Raw genomic sequence first — 20,956 nt, forward strand, 5'->3', positions numbered from 1 at the left:
TTTTTATTCAAGAAGGACTTTGATAATGAATTATAGAAAATCATTATATTTAATATTCGCCAAATGTAAAAAAATTCCTCCTAAAACAATTGAATAAATAATTTTAAAATTGGACATGACTAATTATGTACTATAAACTAAAACTTATACTTTGGTATAAAAAGAAGGTAGTTCCAGTTAAGGAACCACATTATTCAAGTTTGAATAATATAGTGCTCTGGAAAATTATTTATCTTTTAGTAATTACGTTAAATTTTCAAGAGATAACTGCTCCACGTAATAAGCTTCTCAGAATATAAGGAAAAATCAGATTTTTCCCAACCTGTAATCTCACTTTTCCCTGAAATAAATCCGCAGGCTTTTTCTTTATAAGGCATATGGGAAATTATCGCTCTATATTTTTTCAAATCCTGAATAGTTAACTCATTTAGAATAACTACAATATCTATATCACTATTGTCACTCGCTTCTTTGCGTCGATAGCTTCCCTGCAAACCAATAAAGGCAAGCCTATCTCCATATTTATTTTTTATTTTTAATACAAGCTCCTCTACCCAATTATCTATAGAAAAGATCATTTTATCACCTCGCCTATTACTATAAACTCTACTCCGCAATTTCTTACTTGTTCCATATAATATTACAATTGTATCATATAAAAGATTAAATTGTAATTGGAGGTATTATATTTTTATATATTGTGCACTCCATATAATTCTTGCATAATCCATTATTCCCCTTTTCAAACTTCTTGCAGTACTTCTTTTTCTTTTCTTTATCTGCACTTTTATTCTGCATATTACATATTCACCACCTGCCTATTGTTTGTTTCGGGTATTAAAAAAGAGTCTATACTAAGACTCCTTTTTAACTGATTTATATTTCGACTTATTTTTATCATTTGGATTTATATATTCAAAATCTCCATTTGAATTTTTTCTTATTCCCAACCTTGCATATTCCTTATCTTTTACTTTAAGTTTATTAGTCATTATTACCACCTCCAAGTAGTATTATTGCCCCGGAAGTGTTAAATTATTTTACCCGCTTAATTACCCCACCATTATATCTTCTATAGTTACCATGCTTCATAAAAGTAGAGGTCTTCTTCTTCCCTCTCATAGATTTGTTTTATTTTATATTTCTATTTTTATTTAATTGTTTATGTATTCCTGGTTGTTGTGTTTCTATTATTTCTCCAACTTTTAGACCTCTCACTACCAATCTATCTATGTAATATCAATATGATTTCTCAACCTTTGCTAAGTATGAAAAAGCACCTAATCTCTAGTAATGAGCGAATGACCCATCTTATAGTTAAGTACTTATTTATGTATTTTATTTAAAAATATACCAATAAATGTTATAATAAAATTATGTTGGAAATAACCTGAAAGGAGGTCTTAACAATGATAGTTTCTTTAAGAGTTCATAAATACGCCTAACTATTTAAAGGAGGTTAATTTTATGAAAAAATCTATAAAAAGAAACTACATTAAGGATATTAGCAAAATCATAATAAATAAAGTTAGAATTAATATAAGGGGATATATTAGCTCTATTATCATTAGTCTGATAAATACTTGGGTAAATAAATTAGTCTCTTCAAGAAATAGTATTTTTGGTAAACCTAGTAATAGTATTGCAAAATCTACTGATATATATTTTTTAATCTTATCAGCAATGATTCTCTTTACTTATTATTATTTGCACAAACATTAAAAATATTAGTTCCAACATAAAAATCCCAATTATACTACTTTATGTATTTTCTATTAGTAGTTTACACAGCAAGGGCTTGATAAAAAATTATCAAGCCCTTATCAATTTTCATCAATATCTAATGTTAATTATATTCTTATAGTATTATTTTAGTATCCCTTATTTTCTATATATCTGTTTTTTCTATACTACCATTATATCATGGTTTTTCTTTAAAATTATTGCGTTTTCGTTGCACACTTTTTATATAATCTCCTAAGCTATTCTAGGTATGTAGAAAGCACCTAAGGCTTATATCCCTTAAGTGCTCTCTGACATTTAGCTATTTATTGTTTCCCTCATACTCTCTTACTTCAAAAGATGCTATCTTATCATGTACTATATATTCTTTAACTGTTTTATAAGGATTAATTTTTTTATTAAATGAATACAATGATGGACCTTTACCATTAGATCTTTCCTCAAACCAGCTTATAAACTTCTCTACTTCCTGCATATTTACGTCATATTCTTTTGTAGCTCCATTTACTAAAGATATACTTAATATAGCATTATTTTTATTTTCTTCTACCTTTTTAGTAACATTAACTTTACAAGTAGCTATTAAATCAGTACCTTCTACTTTAGCTGTTATTGTTACTTTTCCTTCTTTTATAGCTGTAACTTTACCTTCTTGATCTACCTTAGCTATACTTTCATCACTTGATTTCCATATAGATTTCTTATTCGTAGCATTTTCAGGTAATATTTTAGCATTTAGCTTATCTGAACTACCTTCTAATAAATCCATAGATGTTTTATCTAATGATATAGACTCTACTTTAGTAGTTTCTTTATAAGGTTTCAACTGTCCATTTTTGTCTATATCTACAGCATCAAAGCACATCATATTGTTTGTATTACTATCTAACAAATTAGTTATTTCTACAGTGTGCTCCTTGTAAACTAAATCTTTTTTTTCAAAACATACAGCCGGGCTAACTTTATCATAGCTTCTAGCTTCAAATATATATGGAATTCCATCAATCTTTATTTCTATATTGTTAGTACAATAATATCTTGAAAACATAATTATTCTGATTTTATCTGTTACAGCATTAAATTTTACTTTTGATAAATACCCATTTACTTTACCATTTGAATCATTTAGTATCATAGAATATCCGCCAGAATAAGCAATATCAGAGTACCTTATCCAACTTGTATATTTCCCATTTATATAAGAGAAGTTATTGTTATCTTCTTCTATTCTTTTCCAACCTTCTTCAGGTTGTAATAATTGTTGTCCTACCTTTGTCTCATTATTTTGAGCATAAACAGCATAATCATTTTTAGTATAACTAAATACAAAAACAAATAATAATAACATACTCATAATTAAGCCTATTTTCTTTTTCATTGTTTTGTCCCCCTTATTCTTGATACCTATATTATATAATTACATCTTTCGCCATATCAAGAATAAAATTCCTACAAGTTCTCTTATATCTTACAAAATAATTAATTTTTTTAAAATAATTAAATTTAGATTAAAGGTTAACATATTTTTTGTTAACTTACTCATTCTAATATAAAAAGACACCTGGAATTAACCAAATGCCTTTTAGTGCATATACAAATTTTGTTGTATATAGGAGGGTCTTTCCCCTTAAATATATTTATTTTAATCTTTAGCGTTTATTCTAAAACTGTTGGTTTTATTCTCTTTTGTCCTCTTAATACCTTAAGTGCTTCTGCTACTTTTCTAGCAAAGTTTAACGGTCTATCTATTGATTCAAAATGAATATACATAAGCCTTGGTTCATCAAATAACCAATGATTATGAAGTGCAGTAACTAATATCCCATTTTCTCTTAAAATAGATATAAATCTATTTATTTCTTCTTGAAGAATAACTGTCTCACCTAAATTAAGAGTTCTACCTTGATTATCGGGTGATTCAAATGAAAACAATGCTGCTAAAGCTAATGGTGAATGAGTTGGTCGTCCCAATATTTCTGCATCAATATCTCTCATAAACGTTACTGTACAAACATTATCAGCTGTACTTAGAATTTCAGCTCCAAGTATATCAGCAAACTCTGCACAAGTTCTGCAAAAATTTCTCATAATCATTTTCTCCTATTATTTTTATCTTAAGTTTTTCAATATTTTATAGAGAGCTTGTCTATTTATAAATATAATATGAAACTTATTCATAAATGTGATAAATGTGTATGAATAAGTTTCATATCTAAATAATAGAGGAATGAAAAACACCTAAGGTTTGCATTCCTTAAGTGCTTTTAGTACTTATACACAATATATTTATTTTTTATTTTAGCAGTTACCTTATTTTGTACAATAAAATAAGGTAACTGCTATTTCTATACTATAACAAGTTATTGTTCCAGTATCTTTTAATTTTTTAGTGCTCTATATAAACTAGCTCTACTTATAGATTTTTATTCTTTCATTGTTAAAATTAAATTTATTTTGAAATAGCTATTTTTTGTATTTATTATAGTAGAGTATTTTTATTTAGCAATCATAATGTCTTTATGTCTTTTAAGAAATGGGCTAATATTTCTATTTCATATTCTTTTACTAAGTTGTAACCTTCTAAGTGTTTTTTATAAACCTCTCCCACCACAAAAGTTGTTGTCATATCAACTAATCTTTTAATTTTTCTACTCTTTCCATAAAAATCCTCTACAAATTAAAATATTTTGTATAATAATATATACAAAATATTTTAGATCCTATCCTATTTTACTTTTACTTTCATACATTTTAAAATCCGCCATTTTTATCAACTCTTTAAGGGATTTATTATAATATTCATCATATTCTACAAAGCCACAACTCATTCCTATTTCATATTTTAAATTTTTACTTGTTTCTTTTATTTTATCACTTATTCTATTCCACACTATACTACTTTCTTTTATATTAGTTTTAGGTAGTACAATTATAAACTCATCTCCACCATATCTAAATATGAAATCACTTTTTCTTATATTATCCTTTATTATATTACATAAAGTTATTAATACATAATCCCCTGTAAGATGACCATAATTATCATTTATATTTTTTAAATTATTTACATCTGCAAATCCTATGGTTAACTTTTCTTTATTAATTTTAGCTAATTCTATTTCTCTATATAAACTTTCTAGTCCTCTTTTTCTATTAAGTACTGATGTAAGAGAATCTGTACCTGCACAACGTGCAATATTTTCAATTATTTTATCTTTCTTTTCTAGTTCAACTATTAATTGTTCCCTGGTCATGTACTCATAACTCATAAATAACCACCTGTACTCCTTAAACATATTTTATAATATTATGGTAAAATCATTTTTTTAAACAAACATATATTTTAAACACCGTTGAATAGACAATAATATGAGAATTTATATGCAAACATACTTTTTAAGTTTAAAAACTAAATCTTTTTCTAAGTACTTTATTTATTTCTATACTTAGCTTGGTTCTTTCATCATAAACCCAGCATTCATCAAAATTTAAATTAAAATTTTTAGATAAAGAATAATATAAATTTAGTTTTTGATAATACAATTCTAAATCATATAAATCTTTAGAATTAAGTTTTGGTTTAGATATACTTTTAAAATTACCTATAAAAATCTCATTTACATATTTTAAAAAATCATTCATTATATTTATATTGGTAACATCAAAGGGTACCTTTAATAATTGCCACTGATACTTTTCTGGTAATTTATAATTTTTTATACTATCTAGCACTAAAATTTTTTCTCCTATATCCATTTTTCTATATAATAAACTTTTTTCTTCCCTTGTGCTCCAAAGAGCTAATTTTTCTCTCAATGGAAGACTTTTCACATCTAGTATAGCTTCACTTGGTTCTATTACAGCTTCGTATATTTTTCTATCGTATACTTCTATCATTTCCTTTACAAAATTTTGAGTGTTTCCATAAGATGCTATATAACCTATATCATATATACCAAATCTTCCAGCTCTTCCCCCTATTTGTTTAACTTCCTGTGAAGTTAAGTATCTCATATCATTTCCATCAAATTTTCTAATATCCATAAATATTATTCTTCTTATGGGAAGATTTACTCCCATACCTATGGCATCTGTAGTTATTAATATATTACTATCTTTACTTATAAATTGTTCATATTGTTTTCTTCTAACCTCTGGTGGAAGATTTCCATATATTACACTAGTTTTTATACCTAAATCTCCATAATAATCTGCTAATTGAAGGACTTTCTTTTTAGAAAAAGTAACTAATGCATCTCCTTTTTTTATATCCTTTAATCTAAAAGCCTCTTCTTCAATTTTAAGAGGTATATTTCTAAAGTACTCCTTTAATTCATATTCATCTCCACAATCTTCTATGATATTTATTATTAATTCTTTTGTATTCAATGCTCCACAAACATGTATTTCTTTACACTTTAATGCTAATATAGCTCTTGTCCAAGCACTCCCTCTTTGATCATCATCTATCATTTGTATTTCATCTATAATAGCTACATCATACTCTTCATTGATATCTAATTTTTCTATAGTACAACATATATGCTTAGACCCTTTTTTCTTTATTTCTTCTTCTCCAGTTATTAGGTCGCACACTACGCCTTCTTTATTTAATTTTTCAAAATTCTCTAAGGCCAGTATTCTTAATGGTGATAAATATATACCTTTTTTACTTTCTTTTAGTCTTTCCATAGAATTATAAGTTTTTCCCGTATTAGTTTCTCCTAAATGAAGATAAAATTTTCTATTCATATATCTAACTTCCCTATATTCATCTTTAGGATTCTTCGGAAATATCCTATCAAATTCTTTAAATATCATAGTTGGAATATGCCTAGTTATAAGAACACTTATTATTCCTGATTTCAAATAATTTTTTCTATTCCCCTTTATTATTTCATAAAAATCAAAGTCTGTATTATGTTTTATATTATAATCCCTTACTAATTTTTTAGAGATATAATCTAAAAGATGCAAATAATTATTATAAACCTCTTTAAAATCCCTTATATTTTCATCTTTCATAGTTTCTAATTTTTTTAATTTTTTTCTAATAGATGCTTCTTGTTCCCACAAACTATTAATTTTAGAATGCTGTACTATATCCTCTGTCTGACTATAGGAATTCTTTATTTTTCTAAAATTTCTATCTATGGAAGCTCTCTTCATAGTAATTCCTCCAATTTATATCTTAATTATAATTAAAATTTCCTTATTTTAAAGTAGGAATAAAAAAATATAAGATAAATTTTGCTAATATTAAAATCCAAAGTAGCCAAAGCATATTTATTATACACCCGTCTTCTCAACATAATAGTAAATTAACAGGTCTATATTATATTTTGTGCCATAAACTCCTGTTTATTAATTTTTTTAATAATAACTTCTTTCCATTCCCAATTGAATTTTTGGAAAATAAAAATAATTCATTATACTTTACGTTTTCCTATTGATAACTTATACAAGTATATATTATAATTTATATAGGGTATTTATAACCACTTTACTTACTTATTTTTTTATTAATTTTTTAAGTTATTAAAAAATTGAATTATTAAATTGTTAAGGATGTTGATATAATAGTGAAAAAATATAGAAATAATATTAAATTAAAAAATTTAAAGTCTAAAATAATATCTGGTGTTATGTGGTTAGAAACTTTGTTAGCTATTTTTATGATAGCTTCTGTATTGCTAAGTTCTAAAGACCTTATAAGTTTTATCATACAAATTTTTACCCTAGATGCAATTCCATCCTACGATATGTTTCAAAAATTCTTATCCCATCTCTTATTGTTAGTAATAGCTCTAGAATTAGCCTTAATGCTAGTAAAACATACACCAAACAGTGTAGTTGAAGTAATGCTCTATGCTATAGCTAGAAAAATGTTGGTTTACGGTTCCTCTGCTCTTGAAATATTTTTAGGAGTTTTATCTTTAGCAGGAATATTTTTCATAAAAAAATATTTATTCTCAGAACAAGATAAAAAGTTAGAAGAAAAAGAATCCTTTGTACAAGAATTATCCGTTGATATTATTGAAAAAACTAATATAGTATCAAATAAAACTGCAGAATAAATTAAAAAGTCTTTCTTTTAAATCATCTTCTCCTTATCTCTAATAAGGATTTTAAGATAATATTATAAGAAAGACTTTTATATTAATTTTACATTAATTTATAAATATCTATAATACTTTATGTTATTTTAAACTTTCATATATTTTTTCTAAATTATATTGCATTATTTCTATGTATCCTTTATTTTCCACTGAATTGGTTAAAGTATAAATTTTTTCTACTTTAGCTCCTACTTCTTTTGCTAAAGTCTTAGACACTTCTTCACTTACGTTCTCTTCTAGAAACACTGTTTTTATATTATTTTTTTTACAATAATCTATTAACTCCTTCATTTTTTTAGTGGTTGGTTCTCCCTCCGCAAAAACATTTTCTACACTATTTTGTTCTAAATTAAAGTCTCTACATAAATAACCAAAAGCTGCATGCCCTGTTACAAAGTGATTGCCTTTTACACTCTCAAACTTCTTTTTATATTCATCGTATAATTTTTCCAATTTTCCTCTAAAGTCTTTATAGTTATTTTCATAATAATTCTTATTTTTAGGATCTACCTTAACTAAAGCATCTTTTATAACTTCTGATTGTTTTACTGCAGCCTTTATGCTTAACCAAGTGTGTGGATCATATTGACCATGTTCATGTTCATGTTTTTCTTTATTCTCTTCATGATGTTCCTCTTCTGATTCCTTATTTTCTAAAGGCGTAACATTTTTAGATGCCTCTATTACAACTAATCCTTTATTGTCTATATTCTTTAAAGTTTTATCTACCCATGCTTCCATTCCAAAACCATTGTATACAAATATATTAGCACTATTTATAGATTCCATATCTCTTATTTTAGGTTCAAAATCATGAGGCTCTGAACCTTCTGGTATTATGGATTTTATTTCTACTTTATCTTTACCTATTGCTTTTACATACTCCTTAAGTGGATTAAAAGAAACTACCACTTTAATTTTTTCATCTTTTGAAGAAAAACTTTCTTTATTTTGCGCCGAACAAGCTGTAAAAAATATTATATTGGATAGAATCAAAATAAAGCTTAGTATTTTTTTCATAGTATCACTCCTTATTTAGAATAATTATTTATACATAATTATTATTAATATTTTTTCTATAGGTTATTGCAAACTATTTGCATTTATATGTATAATATAAACATATATTATAAAACTGTCAATATTAATTGCAAATGAAAATTAAATTCATTTAATAATATATCATAAATAAAACTTAAAATAAATAAGTTTTTATTAAAAATATCATTGGAGGTAAAATATGATAGAAATAAATAATCTATGCTTTTCTTATACTAAGAAAAAACCTTATATTTTAGAAAACATAAATCTCAATATAAAAAAGGGGCAGTATGTTTCTATACTTGGTTCTAACGGTTCTGGTAAAAGTACATTGTTAAAACTAATACTTGGTTTTTTAAGCCCTACTTTAGGAGATATAAATTTAAAAAATAGTAAAATAGGCTATGTACCTCAAAAATATGAAAATTTTAATTCTGATTTTCCTATTACTGTAGAGGAAGTCCTTAAATGTCATAAAAAAGTGTTAAAAATTAAAGATTCTACTGCTATAGATAGAGCCTTAAACATTGTTAAAATGACTAAATATAGGCATTCTCTTATAGGAAATTTATCTGGAGGTCAAAGACAAAAGATATTTATTGCTAGAGCCTTAATGGGAGAACCAGAACTTTTAATACTAGATGAACCTTCTACAGGCATAGATATAAATAGTCAAAATGAAATATATAAAATAATAAGTCATTTAAATAGTTGCCATAATCTAACGGTTTTATCCGTAGAGCATAACATTTCTGCAGCTCTTTCTAATTCAAGTCATCTTTTTAAAATTAAGGATGGCCTTGGAAAACTTTATACAAAAGAACAATACATAAAATTGAAAGAGGTGATGTAATGTTAAGTTACACTTTCATGAGAACAGCTTTAATTATTTCTATATTTATATCTATTTTATGCCCTAGTATAGGTATATATTTAGTACTTAGAAGATATTCAATGATTGGAGATACTTTAGCTCACAGCTCTTTGGCTGGTATAGCTATAGGATTATCCTTAGGCCAGAACCCTATACTAAGCGCCTTTATATTTACTTCTATAGCAGGAGTTTTTATAGAATTTTTAAGAGATTATTATAAAAGATATGCAGAACTAATTTTATCTATAGTTCTTTCTTTAAGTGTAGGTATTGCTATAACCTTAGTAAGCTCTGGGAAAGCTTCAGGTAATATAAATTCCTTCCTATTTGGAAGTATTCTTACAGTGTCAAAAGGCGAGCTTTTAACTGTATTTATATTAAGCATAATATCTTGTGTTACTTTAATTTTATTACATAGTGAACTTTTGTATATAGCTTTTGATGAAGAAGGAGCTAAAATAGCTAATGTAAGAGTAAAACTTATAAATTATATTTTTTCTATTTTAGTTGCAGCTACCATATCCGTATCTATCAGAATTGTCGGAGTTCTAGTTTTAAGCTCTTTAATAGCTCTACCTGTAGCCACTGCTCTACAGTTTAAAAAAGGATTTAAAAGCACCCTATTTTTGTCTATATTAATAAGTATATTTGATGTAATATCCGCTTTATTTTTATCCTATTATTTAGATTGTGCTCCTGGCGGAATAACAGCCCTTATTTCCGTTTTCATTTTACTTATAGTTATGGTATTTAAAAAAAATAAATAAAATTACTTTTTTAATTGTTGACATATAAAACTTAATGGTATAAAATATTAATAAATAATAATTATTAAATAATATTATATATATCACTCTTGTATCCTCCCCCAAAAGATACAAGACAATTAAAAGTTTTACAATTTTAAGATCCCCTTTACAAAAAAAGTAACACTTATAATTTTATAAGTGTTACTTTTTTACAAATTAATAAATACCTATTTTAAAAAGCTTTACTTCTCTATAACTTTAAATATTCTTATACAAATACTATCTATAATAAAGAATTATTACATCTATTCTTCCAAAAGAATCTTCTCTAAATTAAACTGTTTATCTTTTACAATTTTCCATTTAAATTTAATTTTCTTTAAAGTGGCCTTTCCCTTTAATTTTTCTTCTCTATGTCTTTTGTCTAAAGAACAAAATATATTTAAGCGAACATTATAAGTATAGGTAGTTGTTCCATCCTTATTTTTATGATAATTTTCTATATCTATATTATTAACCCTTACATGATAATTATTTCTATTAACTATAAGTGATAGTACTAAGGGAATCTGATCTCTCCATAAACTATTATAAGCATTTTCTGTCATTACATCTTCAAAAATATTTTCTGTATACACCTGTTGTAAAGTCATATTTCTATTAGTTTTGCTTTTAGGTTTAACGGTATATAATAAATTTATATACTCCTTAAATACCTTCTCTGATTCCTTTCTATCATCCATAATCACAGAGGTACAAGAAGATGCTACTATTATACTTACTAATACCAAAACTATTAGCAGCCTTATACCTTTAGTCATACAAATTCCTCCCAAATACTTATAAAACAAATAATCCAATTTATCAAATTAAATATCAAATAATATTAAATTCTTATTTGGATATTTTTAATTATTGTAATGATTAATATCTATAATATACAAATCTCTTATATATTGTATACTGTTTTTGTTAGTATATTATATATAAAATTTTAATTTACAGTAAACATTATATTAAAATAAGAGTTGAATATAAATCCATTAAAATTTATATTCAACTCTTTAAAATATGACTACTTAACACTAGATATTCACTTTTTATTTAACAATTTTATTTAACAATATTATTTAACATATTATAGGGTTTCATCATCTATACTTTGATTACATTTCAAACAAAGCATTACTATTCTTACTCTTATTCTTATTCAAAGGAGGTTCTAACAAAATTTAGATTTTATATTCTAAATTTTTTATTAAGTAGTCATATTATTAGCATAATAATTTATTAATAAATAGTATTTACTCTTTTGGAAGGATGATTTATAGGAACCGAAGATAAAAGTTTTTCTGTATAATCTTTTTTATATGAATATAGCCCTAACTTTTTATTTTCTATAGTTTCTATTATTCTTCCAGATTCCATTACAATAATCTTGTCACAAAGATAATCTACAGCACTTATATCATGTGATATAAACAATATAGCTGTGTTACTTTTTTCTCTAAGCTCTTTTACCATAGACATTATTGATGCTTGTGTACATACATCTAAGCTTGATATTATTTCGTCACAAATTAAAAGCTTAGGTTCTAAAAGCAAAGCTCTACATATGTTTATTCTTTGTCTTTCCCCTCCACTTATAGATGAAGGATATTTTTCTAATATATCCTTATCTAATTTAGCAAATCCTATGATACTTTCTATTTTATTTGTTTTTTCTTCTTTAGATAACTCAGTAAAATAATTATCTAAAGGCTCCATAAGGGAATCTATTACTCTAATATTAGGATTTAAAGAACAATATGTATCTTGAAATATTATCTGACACTGTTTTCTAAAACTTTTTAGCTCTTTCCCCTTAAAACTCCATATATTCTTCCCTTTGTATTTTATTGAACCTTCTGTAGTATTTTCCAGTCTTAAAATAAGCCTTCCCAACGTACTTTTACCACAGCCTGACTCTCCTACAAGTCCTATAGCTTCTCCCTCTTTTAATTTAAAGGATACATTATCTATAGCTTTAAAATCTAATTTATTTTTTGTAAATAAACTTAATTTAGGATTATAACTTTTTACTACATTTTTAACTTCTAACATACATAAGTTACCTCTCTTTTAAAGGTAGCATTTAATAAAGTTTTAGTATAATTTTCTTGAGGATTATCAAATATATTATATACATTTCCCTTTTCTATAATATTTCCATTTTGCATAATTACTACATTATCTGCAATTTCTGCTACTACTCCAAAATCATGAGTTATCATTAATATAGTAGTATTTAATTTTTCTTTTATCATTTTTAATTGATTTAATATATCTTTTTGAGATGTTAAATCTAAGGCAGTAGTTGGTTCATCTGCTATTATTATATCTGGTTCCATAAGTATAGCGGTTGCAATCATCATTCTTTGAAGCATACCTCCACTTAATTGAAAAGGATATTGTTTTAATATAATTTGAGGATTTTTTAAATTGATATTTTTCATTATATTTATGAGTTTATTTTTAAAACTTTCCTTATCTATACTATAATGACTACATATCATATCATATATTTGTATTTCCATAATTACAGAGGGATTAAAACAATTTATAGAATTCTGAAATATAGAAAAAATTTTCTTTCCTCTAAAATCTCTTAGTTTCTCTTTAGAGAAGTTAAAAACATTTTCTTCCATAAAAAGTATTTCCCCCTTTGTAACTCTAACTCCTTCTGGAAGCATTCCTATTATAGACATGGCTGTAATAGTTTTCCCACTTCCACTTTCTCCTACTATACAAGTAATTTTTCCTTTTTCTAGTTCAAAATCAGTATTCCTAACTAAAATCTTTTTATTTTTTTCTTCTTCTATCCTAAGGCCTTTGACTTCTAAAATGTTCAAACTATTCCCTCCTAAAAGGTTAAATGAATGATTGGAAAAAAGCTTTTAACCTGTGAAGCTTGTTTAATGACTATATATTTATAAAATTAAATTTCTCCCTAATAAGCGGCTAATTTTTTCTTAATACCTTCTCCTATAAAGTTTATACTAAGCATAGATATTACTGTAAATATACCTGGATAAAAGGCTATCCACCAAGCCCCTGATAATATATCATTTTGAGCGCAGTTTAGCATGCTACCCCAAGAAGGCATTCCCTGAGGTACTCCTATACCTAAAAAACTCATAGAAACTTCCGTGAAAACAGCCTGTGCACAATTTAAAACAGATATAACCAATATAGCTGGCAAACTATTTCTCAAAAGATGATTCATCATAATTTTATAGGTTGGAGTTCCAAGCACTCTAGCTGCCTTAACATAATTTTTATTTTTTATACTCATTACTTGAGATCTTACTATTCTTGCAGTTTGAAGCCATCCTGTAAATCCCATTATTATAATCATGCTTGTTATACCACCTCTTATAATGGATTGAAGAGCAAGCATTATTACTAATGTGGGAATAGCTAAAAATGTATCTAATATTCTCATCATCACACTGTCTACTTTTCCACCAAAATATCCACTTATAACTCCATATAAGGTTCCTATAGTAGTAGATATTAATACAGATAATAGAGCCACACTTAAAGAGACCCTTCCACCATACAATACTCTTGAAAAAACATCTCTTCCCATACTATCCGTACCCATTATATGTATTTTATTAGGCTTAATAAGTACTTTTGTAAGTTCTACCTCATAAGGATTAAACTTAGTTATTAGGGATGCAAAAACAGAACTTAATATTATTATTGAAAAAACTATAATCCATATTTTATAATATTTTTTCTTCATATTTGCACCTACTTTCTAAGATGTGGATTAACTATTATTTCTATTATATCTGTAACTATCATACATAAAACAACTAAAACTCCAGTTATAAATATAGCTCCCATAAGCAATGGATAATCTCTTGAGTTGGCAGCTTTAACTGTAAGCATTCCAAGACCAGGCCAAGAAAACACCGTTTCTATCATTACAGAGCCACTAAAAAAAGTAGGAATAGTTATGCCTAAATAATTTATAAAAGGCACTACTGCATTTTTAGTTATCCCTTTTCTTATTTTCTTTTCTAAAACTCCATTTGCTCTAGCTACCATGACATAATAGCTTTTATCCTCTTCTTTCACTTTTTCTTGTATAAATCTTGAATAGGCACCTACATGAGTAATTACTATAACTGCTATAGGTAGTATGGCATGTTTTAGTACATCTAAAACGCTTCCCTCCCCATCTATACTCATATTTCCTGAGGAAGGCAACCAACCTGTATAAACAGAAAATACTAATATAAAAATAAGAGCTAACCAAAAAGGTGGGATAGAATAAAATATTATACTTAAAGTACTAAGAAGTTTATCCCATATAGCTCCTTCATTAAACCCTGCTTTTAATCCTAAAATCATTGAAATTAAGCTTATCAAAAGTATAGAATTTATAAAAAGCACCATAGTATTTGGAATCTTTTCCTTTAATATTTCTGATACTGATCTTCCTTCTATGTATGATATCCCCATGTCTCCTTTTATCATTTGACCAGACCATTTTATGTATCTCTCCATTACCGGTCTATCTAACCCATAATTTTTTACTATTCTAGATCTTTCTGAGTTGGTTAATCTATCAGCTTTCCCCCCATAAATAGCTACCGCCGGATCTCCCGGCGCAGCATTTATGATAAGAAAGGATATTATACTTAGAAAAAATATAATCAATATACCCTGTCCTAATCTTTTTAGTATATATCTTGAGGTCATTGAACCTTCCACTCCTCTGCATTCCATATGAATCCAGCTCCGTGGTGTCCTAATATCTTTTCTTTTATTCCTGTAACCTTTTTGTTTACAGCATATATAGCGTTTACATAAATTTCAAAATTATATGGTGGGTCATTAGCTAATTCTTCTTGGAGTTCACCATATATTTCTTTTCTCTTTCCTTCATCTTCTGTAGTTCTTCCCTGTTCTAATAATTTATCTACTTTAGGATTTGAATAAGCTCCAAAATTGTTACCATTCTTTATTTGACTTGAATGGAATAATTTGTATGTATGATCATCTGCATCATATGGGCTTCCCCATCCTAATACAAAGGCCTCACATTCATCTATTTTTATAGCATTCCAATCTAGTGCTGCAACTTTAGCAGTAACTCCTATTTTTTTGAATTGAGAAGCTAAGTAATTAGCTATTTTCACTCTAACTTCGTCAGTACTTGGTGCAGTTAAAGTAAATTCAAATTTCTTTCCATCCTTTTCTCTTATACCATCTTTTCCTTTTTTCCAACCTGCTTTATCCAACAATTCATTAGCTTTTTCTAAATCATAAGTATATTTTTCTACGTTAGCATTATTAAATTTATTCTTTTGAAGTGGAGAATAAGCTTCTACTCCAAAACCTTTTATTATTCCATCCACCATACCTTTTCTATCTACTGCATAGTTGAAAGCTTTACGAACATTAACATCTTTCCACAATTCTTTTCTCATATTAAACATAAAACATCTATAATCCGCTGTATTTTCATTGTAGATTTTTATTTTTTCTAATTTTTCTAGTTTACCTACTTGACTTGGTTCTACATAAGCTAAATCAATTTCCCCTGTTTCAAGCTGCATAGCACGTACATTATAGTCTGGTATAAATTTAAATATGAACTTTTCTACATTTCCTGTTTTGTCTTTATCATAATAGTCTTCAAATTTTGATAATGTTATATTATTACCTTTTTCCCATTTTACAAATTTAAATGGCCCTGCTCCTATTGGTTTTTGATTAAATTCTGCATTGTTTAAATCTTTTCCTTCTAGAGCATGTTTCGGAACTATTCCAATTGTTAATTTGTCTAAAAGTGCAGGAAAGGACTTTGCTAATGTAACCTTAACTTTATAATCACCTTCAGCTTTTATGTCCTTTACTTCTTCAAATTCTGGTTTCATCTCTGTATTAACCTTAGGATCTTGTATTGACTTTATTGTAAATACAACATCTTCGGCTTTAAGCTCTTTTCCATCATGGAATTTTACACCTTTTTTAATTTTAAAATCGTAGGTTAATCCATCTGTAGATTTCTTATAAGATTCTGCAATATCACATTGTGGCTTATTATCTTTATCAAATCTCATAAGACCTCTAAAAATTAAATCGTTAGCATAGGCCGGCGCTAATACAGGATTTAATTTTTCATCTTCAAATTCTGCGCCATAAACTACTGTCTTGCCTTTTTTATCATCTTTTTCTGATTGTTCTTTTTTACTTGAACAACCAGTAAATATTATTGGCAATGTAAATAAGGCAATTAACAACATAGCCGTAGCTTTTTTAATTGATTTCATTTTTTTCATGTTGCCTTCCTTCCTCCTAAAATTAATATATTTTATGCACATGTATATTAATGAGCAAAATTCATGCCAATGGGCAAAGTATCAAATCCTGTTAAATTTTGAGTTTTTGTGTCATTTTGAGAAAAAGTATTGTATCATTTTGATAATTTATTCACATTTTCTCATATTGAGAAAAACAAAATTATAAAAAACTAAACTTATTATCTATTTAATTAAAAGTATGGATGACCTTTTTTTAAAAAAGTCATCCATATATTACTATATTTTAAATTTTTCAGCACAAGTTGTTAATCTATCTAAACTTCTATTTAAATCATTAGTATTTTTAAGGATTACTTCCGTATATCTAGCTATTTCTTCTGAATTTTCTGCTACATTAGTAATACCTTCAACACCTTCATTAGTAGCCTTGGTTACATTGTTTATTACCTCTTCAAAATTTTTTGTAGATTGAAGTAATTGTTCTGTAGTATTTCTTAAATTATTACAAAAATCTCTATAATAATCTGCATCATTTTTATATTCATCACTTAGATTTTTCATTTCATCATAGGCTTTTCTTATATACTCATCTACAAATGTCATTAATCTTTTAGAATTGATTTTTAAATTTTCCACTGCCTCTATAACAATTTTAGTTACCTCTTGAATTTCTATAGTGGCCTTCTTAGACTCCTCTGCTAATTTTTTTATTTCCTCTGCTACTACTGCAAATCCCTTTCCTGCCTCTCCTGCTCTAGCTGCTTCAATAGCCGCATTTAAGGCTAAAAGATTAGTTTGTGAGGTTATTCCTAATACAGTTTCTGATAAAACATCTATTTCCTCTATAACCTTAGACTTTTCTATGGCTTTTTTCATATCTTCATCTATATTTTCTTTCATATATCTGACCTGTTTCTTAGATTCTAAAAAGCCTTTCTTTAGTTTCTCAGACTTTTCCAATATTTTTTCTGAATTTTCATCTATAGATAAGGCATTATTTGATATTTTTTGAATTTCCATACCTATTTCTCCTGAGGTGGCATTCATTTCCTCTGTAGAAGCTCCAGTTTCTTCCATTGACGCTGATAATTGTTCTGTAGCTGCAAAAGTATTTTGAATTTTAAAATTTAACTCCTCAATACTGCTAGTGATACTCTCTATAAATTCTATAGACTTGTCCATCTCCTCAAATGTGTTTTTTTCTATATATAGTATATTTTCATACACATTACTTAGAGAATTAGCTATTTCTCCTACCTCATCTTTTCTATTTAGAAGATTATCTGGAATAGGCTCTCTAAAATCTCCTTTAGATAATTTATCAAGATACTTTATTAATTCTTTCACAGATTTTTGTAAATTTTTTGATATTAAAGTGACTAAGATTATGCCTATAACAATACTAAAAACAATTATGCATATTACGATTATTCTAGATTTTTTAAAAAACATATCACTTTCTTTCATAAAATTATTAGCCTGTTTTTTATTATATTGCACTAATTCTAAAATATCCTTCTGATAATCATTAACAGCAGGTGTTATATAATTTAATTTTTTTAATGCTTCTTCCGGCTTTTCTTCTTGGGATAATTTTATTATATTGTTTCTATCCTCCCTAAGATTTGATAATTTTTCCTCAATAGAACTTATCAATTCCTTTTCTTTTGATTCTAATTTCATAGATTTATATATTTTAATATTTTCATTGAACACACTTTCTGCTTCATATATTTGTTTTTTTAGTTCTTCTATATTTTTGCTATCTTTACTTTCTAATATTATTTTAGCCGTATCAAGCTCTATTATCCTTGATTGAGTCCTACTATCATTTAATAGTTCTGAAGTAACTAAGCTGTTTTCATATAATTCTTTAATATTTGCATTAGATTTTTTATTAAAATAAGCTCCTGTGAATCCACAAATAGAAACAAATACTATAAAAATAATAGTTATCATCATCATTTTATATTTTATCTTTTGGTTGTCCATATATTTCCCCCTCTTTTAGTTAAGAAATTAAACCTCAAGATATAGAAATTCTATTATATTACTATTTTATACATCAGTTTTAATTTGTTGATAACTATTTAATTTATTCTTATTTTTTAACATATAAAACTAAAAAGAAGAGGGCCTCTGAAAATGAGATATATTTTGAGACATCCTCTTCTCTATAAATAATAAAATATGCATTTATTAAATTTTAAATTTTTTAACAGAATTTATTAATTTTCCGGAACTGTTTTTTAATAAATCTGTAGATTTAACAATATCTTCACTAGCTATTACAATTTTTTCATTGTTTTGAGCTATATTAGTGGTATCTCTAGCTCCCTCATTAGCAGCACCTGCTACATTATTAATTACTTCTACTATGTTTTTTATAGAAGCTAATAATTCTTCTGATGTAGCACTTAAATCATTAGATATATCATTATAATAGGTAGCATCCTTACTATAAGAATCAAAAACTTTTACTGTATCTTGATGAGCTTTTACTATATAACTATCTATAAAGTTTAATGCATTACTTGAATTTTTTTTAAGCTCCTCCACAGCTTTCAATACTTCCTTTGTAGTATCTTGTATTCTCACTACAGTTTGACTTGATTGTTCTGCTAATTTCCTTATTTCTTCAGCTACTACTGCAAACCCTTTACCAGATTCTCCTGCTCTTGCAGCTTCAATAGCCGCATTTAAAGCTAATAAATTTGTTTGAGAAGTTATTTCAAGTATAGCTTCAGATAATATATTTATTTCTTCTATGGTTTTAGACTTTTCTATAGCATCTTTGGTGGCACTATCTATATTAGTTTTAACTTTATTTGCATTTTTTTGAGATTCTATAGCATTAAATTTTAGTTCTTCCACTTTAGTTAATATTTTACCTGCACTACTTGCACCCTCTTCTGCCTTTAAGGCTATATCTTCTACAGCCTTTTCTATTTCCTCTGAAGTTGCACTCATTTCCTCTGCTGAAGCTCCTGTTTCCTCCATACTAGCAGATAATTCTTCTGTAGCTGTTGAGGCTTCTTGTATTCTCTTATCTAAATCATTAATATTCTTATCTATATTTTCAACTACATTACTTGAATTACTCATCTCATTTAAAACATCATTTATTATATTTCTTATAGATTCATACATTTTGCTAACTGCATTAGTTAATTGTCCAATTTCATCTTTCCTCTTTAAAAGCTTATCTGAAACTTTTTCTGTAAAATTCCCTGTAGACAATTTATCTAAGTATTCTACTGATTCCTTTAATGGATTAATTATAGATTTAGAAATTATACTAGTAGTAACTAGAGCTATAATTATACTTAAAATTAAAATTATTGTTATAAATCTATTTGAAAAAGTATTAGCTTTATCATTCTGAATCTTAAACTCTTCTGCCTCTTTAACATTATAATCTGATAATTCTATAAGAGCTTTCTGATAATTTTCATTTACCTCATTTAATTCACTAAATTTTTTAGCAGCTAAATCCATTTTTCCTTCACTGGATAGTTTGAATACTTCTTCTCTTTTTTGTCTAAACTCAATTAAATTTTTTTCCATATAATCTAAAAGTTCTTTTTCCTTTTCACTATTAAGACCTATTCTTTTAAATTCTTCAATATCTTTATTAAATTTTTCCACTCTACTTTCAATATCTTTTTTTAATTTTTCTTGAGTTTTTACATCCTTAGATAAGATGACTATTCTAGCAACATCTGCTTCTGCCCCCCTTGCTTGAGCTCTTGCATCATTTAATACTTTTACACTAATAAGATTATCTTCATATAGTTTTTTAATAGCCTTATTAGATTTAGCATTAAAATAATATCCTGTTACCCCCACAATTATTGTAAAAATCAACATAATTGAACTCATGAAAAGTATTTTGTTTTTTACTTTTAAATTTTCCATAACCCGTCCTCCTAAAGTTCTTCTTATTTATTGATAAAATTAAAGATTGTTTATTATAACATTATTTACTTCAGTTATTATTACCAAATAATAATTATCCAGTTATTATATTTAAATATTACCATGTTTTTTTCTAAACTGCAATAAATCTATGAAAAAAAATAACATCTAATCTGTTTTAGATTAAAT

At 26.5% G+C, this 20,956-nt stretch carries 20 protein-coding genes; 4 read left to right on the forward strand and 16 right to left on the reverse strand.

From position 1 onward, the window contains the following. Positions 1-248: 248 nt before the first annotated feature. The 3 genes from ACYUDJ_RS16790 to ACYUDJ_RS16800 form a co-directional block, all read right to left on the reverse strand. The gene (locus ACYUDJ_RS16790) at positions 249-578 is read right to left on the reverse strand and encodes a nucleotidyltransferase domain-containing protein (RefSeq protein ID WP_242867353.1); all 330 of its coding nucleotides are present in this window, start codon (positions 576-578) and stop codon (positions 249-251) included. Between the two features lie 85 nt (positions 579-663). Then, positions 664-798, reverse strand: a complete 135-nt coding sequence (locus ACYUDJ_RS16795; RefSeq protein WP_265202985.1) for a hypothetical protein — start codon at positions 796-798, stop codon at positions 664-666. Positions 799-854: 56 nt separating this feature from the next. Then, entirely contained in the window at positions 855-992 is a 138-nt protein-coding gene (locus ACYUDJ_RS16800; protein WP_072584590.1) for a hypothetical protein, read from the reverse strand. A 475-nt stretch (positions 993-1,467) separates the two neighbouring features. On the opposite strand from ACYUDJ_RS16800, the gene ACYUDJ_RS16805 reads away from it, so the two are divergent. Beyond that, complete coding sequence (locus tag ACYUDJ_RS16805) at positions 1,468-1,722, forward strand: hypothetical protein (RefSeq protein ID WP_042385223.1); 255 nt, start codon at positions 1,468-1,470, stop codon at positions 1,720-1,722. A 322-nt stretch (positions 1,723-2,044) separates the two neighbouring features. On the opposite strand, the gene ACYUDJ_RS16810 is transcribed toward ACYUDJ_RS16805, so the two are convergent. The 4 genes from ACYUDJ_RS16810 to ACYUDJ_RS16825 all read right to left on the reverse strand — a co-directional run bounded on the left by ACYUDJ_RS16810 (position 2,045) and on the right by ACYUDJ_RS16825 (position 6,912). Further along, positions 2,045-3,121 (reverse strand): Ig-like domain-containing protein, encoded by a 1,077-nt coding sequence (locus ACYUDJ_RS16810; RefSeq protein WP_043031804.1) that lies wholly within the window; start codon positions 3,119-3,121, stop codon positions 2,045-2,047. A 278-nt stretch (positions 3,122-3,399) separates the two neighbouring features. Beyond that, a complete protein-coding gene (locus ACYUDJ_RS16815; protein ID WP_043031803.1) occupies positions 3,400-3,831 on the reverse strand; it encodes a DUF1259 domain-containing protein in 432 nt (143 codons plus the stop codon). Positions 3,832-4,463: 632 nt separating this feature from the next. Further along, the gene (locus ACYUDJ_RS16820; RefSeq protein WP_030034589.1) at positions 4,464-5,012 is read right to left on the reverse strand and encodes a GGDEF domain-containing protein; all 549 of its coding nucleotides are present in this window, start codon (positions 5,010-5,012) and stop codon (positions 4,464-4,466) included. A 133-nt stretch (positions 5,013-5,145) separates the two neighbouring features. Further along, positions 5,146-6,912, reverse strand: coding sequence for a helicase-related protein (locus ACYUDJ_RS16825; RefSeq protein ID WP_003486737.1), 1,767 nt, complete (start codon positions 6,910-6,912; stop codon positions 5,146-5,148). Between the two features lie 413 nt (positions 6,913-7,325). Here ACYUDJ_RS16825 and ACYUDJ_RS16830 point away from each other — a divergent pair, with 413 nt between their 5' ends. Next, positions 7,326-7,820 carry a hypothetical protein gene (locus tag ACYUDJ_RS16830; RefSeq protein ID WP_043031802.1) on the forward strand — a complete coding sequence of 165 codons (495 nt, stop codon included), beginning with the start codon at positions 7,326-7,328 and terminating at the stop codon, positions 7,818-7,820. Between the two features lie 123 nt (positions 7,821-7,943). Here ACYUDJ_RS16830 and ACYUDJ_RS16835 read toward each other — a convergent pair whose 3' ends face one another. Next, positions 7,944-8,882: a metal ABC transporter solute-binding protein, Zn/Mn family gene (locus tag ACYUDJ_RS16835; protein WP_043031801.1), complete on the reverse strand. Its 939-nt coding sequence runs from the start codon at positions 8,880-8,882 to the stop codon at positions 7,944-7,946. Positions 8,883-9,102: 220 nt separating this feature from the next. On the opposite strand from ACYUDJ_RS16835, the gene ACYUDJ_RS16840 reads away from it, so the two are divergent. Both ACYUDJ_RS16840 and ACYUDJ_RS16845 read left to right on the forward strand, forming a co-directional pair. Further along, entirely contained in the window at positions 9,103-9,756 is a 654-nt protein-coding gene (locus ACYUDJ_RS16840; RefSeq protein WP_003486743.1) for a metal ABC transporter ATP-binding protein, read from the forward strand. Beyond that, entirely contained in the window at positions 9,756-10,544 is a 789-nt protein-coding gene (locus tag ACYUDJ_RS16845) for a metal ABC transporter permease (protein WP_030034582.1), read from the forward strand. Before ACYUDJ_RS16840 ends, ACYUDJ_RS16845 begins: the two co-directional genes overlap by 1 nt. Before the next feature lie 287 nt (positions 10,545-10,831). Here ACYUDJ_RS16845 and ACYUDJ_RS16850 read toward each other — a convergent pair whose 3' ends face one another. The 8 genes from ACYUDJ_RS16850 to ACYUDJ_RS16885 all read right to left on the reverse strand — a co-directional run bounded on the left by ACYUDJ_RS16850 (position 10,832) and on the right by ACYUDJ_RS16885 (position 20,767). Next, the gene (locus ACYUDJ_RS16850) at positions 10,832-11,347 is read right to left on the reverse strand and encodes a hypothetical protein (RefSeq protein ID WP_003486746.1); all 516 of its coding nucleotides are present in this window, start codon (positions 11,345-11,347) and stop codon (positions 10,832-10,834) included. 469 nt (positions 11,348-11,816) lie between these two features. Next, the gene (locus ACYUDJ_RS16855) at positions 11,817-12,629 is read right to left on the reverse strand and encodes an ABC transporter ATP-binding protein (protein WP_003486748.1); all 813 of its coding nucleotides are present in this window, start codon (positions 12,627-12,629) and stop codon (positions 11,817-11,819) included. Continuing rightward, positions 12,623-13,417, reverse strand: a complete 795-nt coding sequence (locus tag ACYUDJ_RS16860) for an ABC transporter ATP-binding protein (protein ID WP_003486750.1) — start codon at positions 13,415-13,417, stop codon at positions 12,623-12,625. Before ACYUDJ_RS16860 ends, ACYUDJ_RS16855 begins: the two co-directional genes overlap by 7 nt. 98 nt (positions 13,418-13,515) lie before the next feature. Then, a complete protein-coding gene (locus tag ACYUDJ_RS16865; protein ID WP_003486752.1) occupies positions 13,516-14,316 on the reverse strand; it encodes an ABC transporter permease in 801 nt (266 codons plus the stop codon). An 8-nt stretch (positions 14,317-14,324) separates the two neighbouring features. Further along, positions 14,325-15,281, reverse strand: coding sequence for an ABC transporter permease (locus ACYUDJ_RS16870; protein ID WP_003486754.1), 957 nt, complete (start codon positions 15,279-15,281; stop codon positions 14,325-14,327). Further along, positions 15,278-16,867: an ABC transporter substrate-binding protein gene (locus tag ACYUDJ_RS16875; protein ID WP_003486756.1), complete on the reverse strand. Its 1,590-nt coding sequence runs from the start codon at positions 16,865-16,867 to the stop codon at positions 15,278-15,280. Before ACYUDJ_RS16875 ends, ACYUDJ_RS16870 begins: the two co-directional genes overlap by 4 nt. Positions 16,868-17,125: 258 nt before the next feature. Next, positions 17,126-18,841 carry a methyl-accepting chemotaxis protein gene (locus ACYUDJ_RS16880; protein ID WP_003486758.1) on the reverse strand — a complete coding sequence of 572 codons (1,716 nt, stop codon included), beginning with the start codon at positions 18,839-18,841 and terminating at the stop codon, positions 17,126-17,128. Positions 18,842-19,048: 207 nt separating this feature from the next. Further along, positions 19,049-20,767, reverse strand: a complete 1,719-nt coding sequence (locus tag ACYUDJ_RS16885) for a methyl-accepting chemotaxis protein (protein ID WP_003486760.1) — start codon at positions 20,765-20,767, stop codon at positions 19,049-19,051. Between the last annotated feature and the right edge of the window lie 189 nt (positions 20,768-20,956).

This window comes from Clostridium sp. CTA-6 (assembly GCF_054768115.1).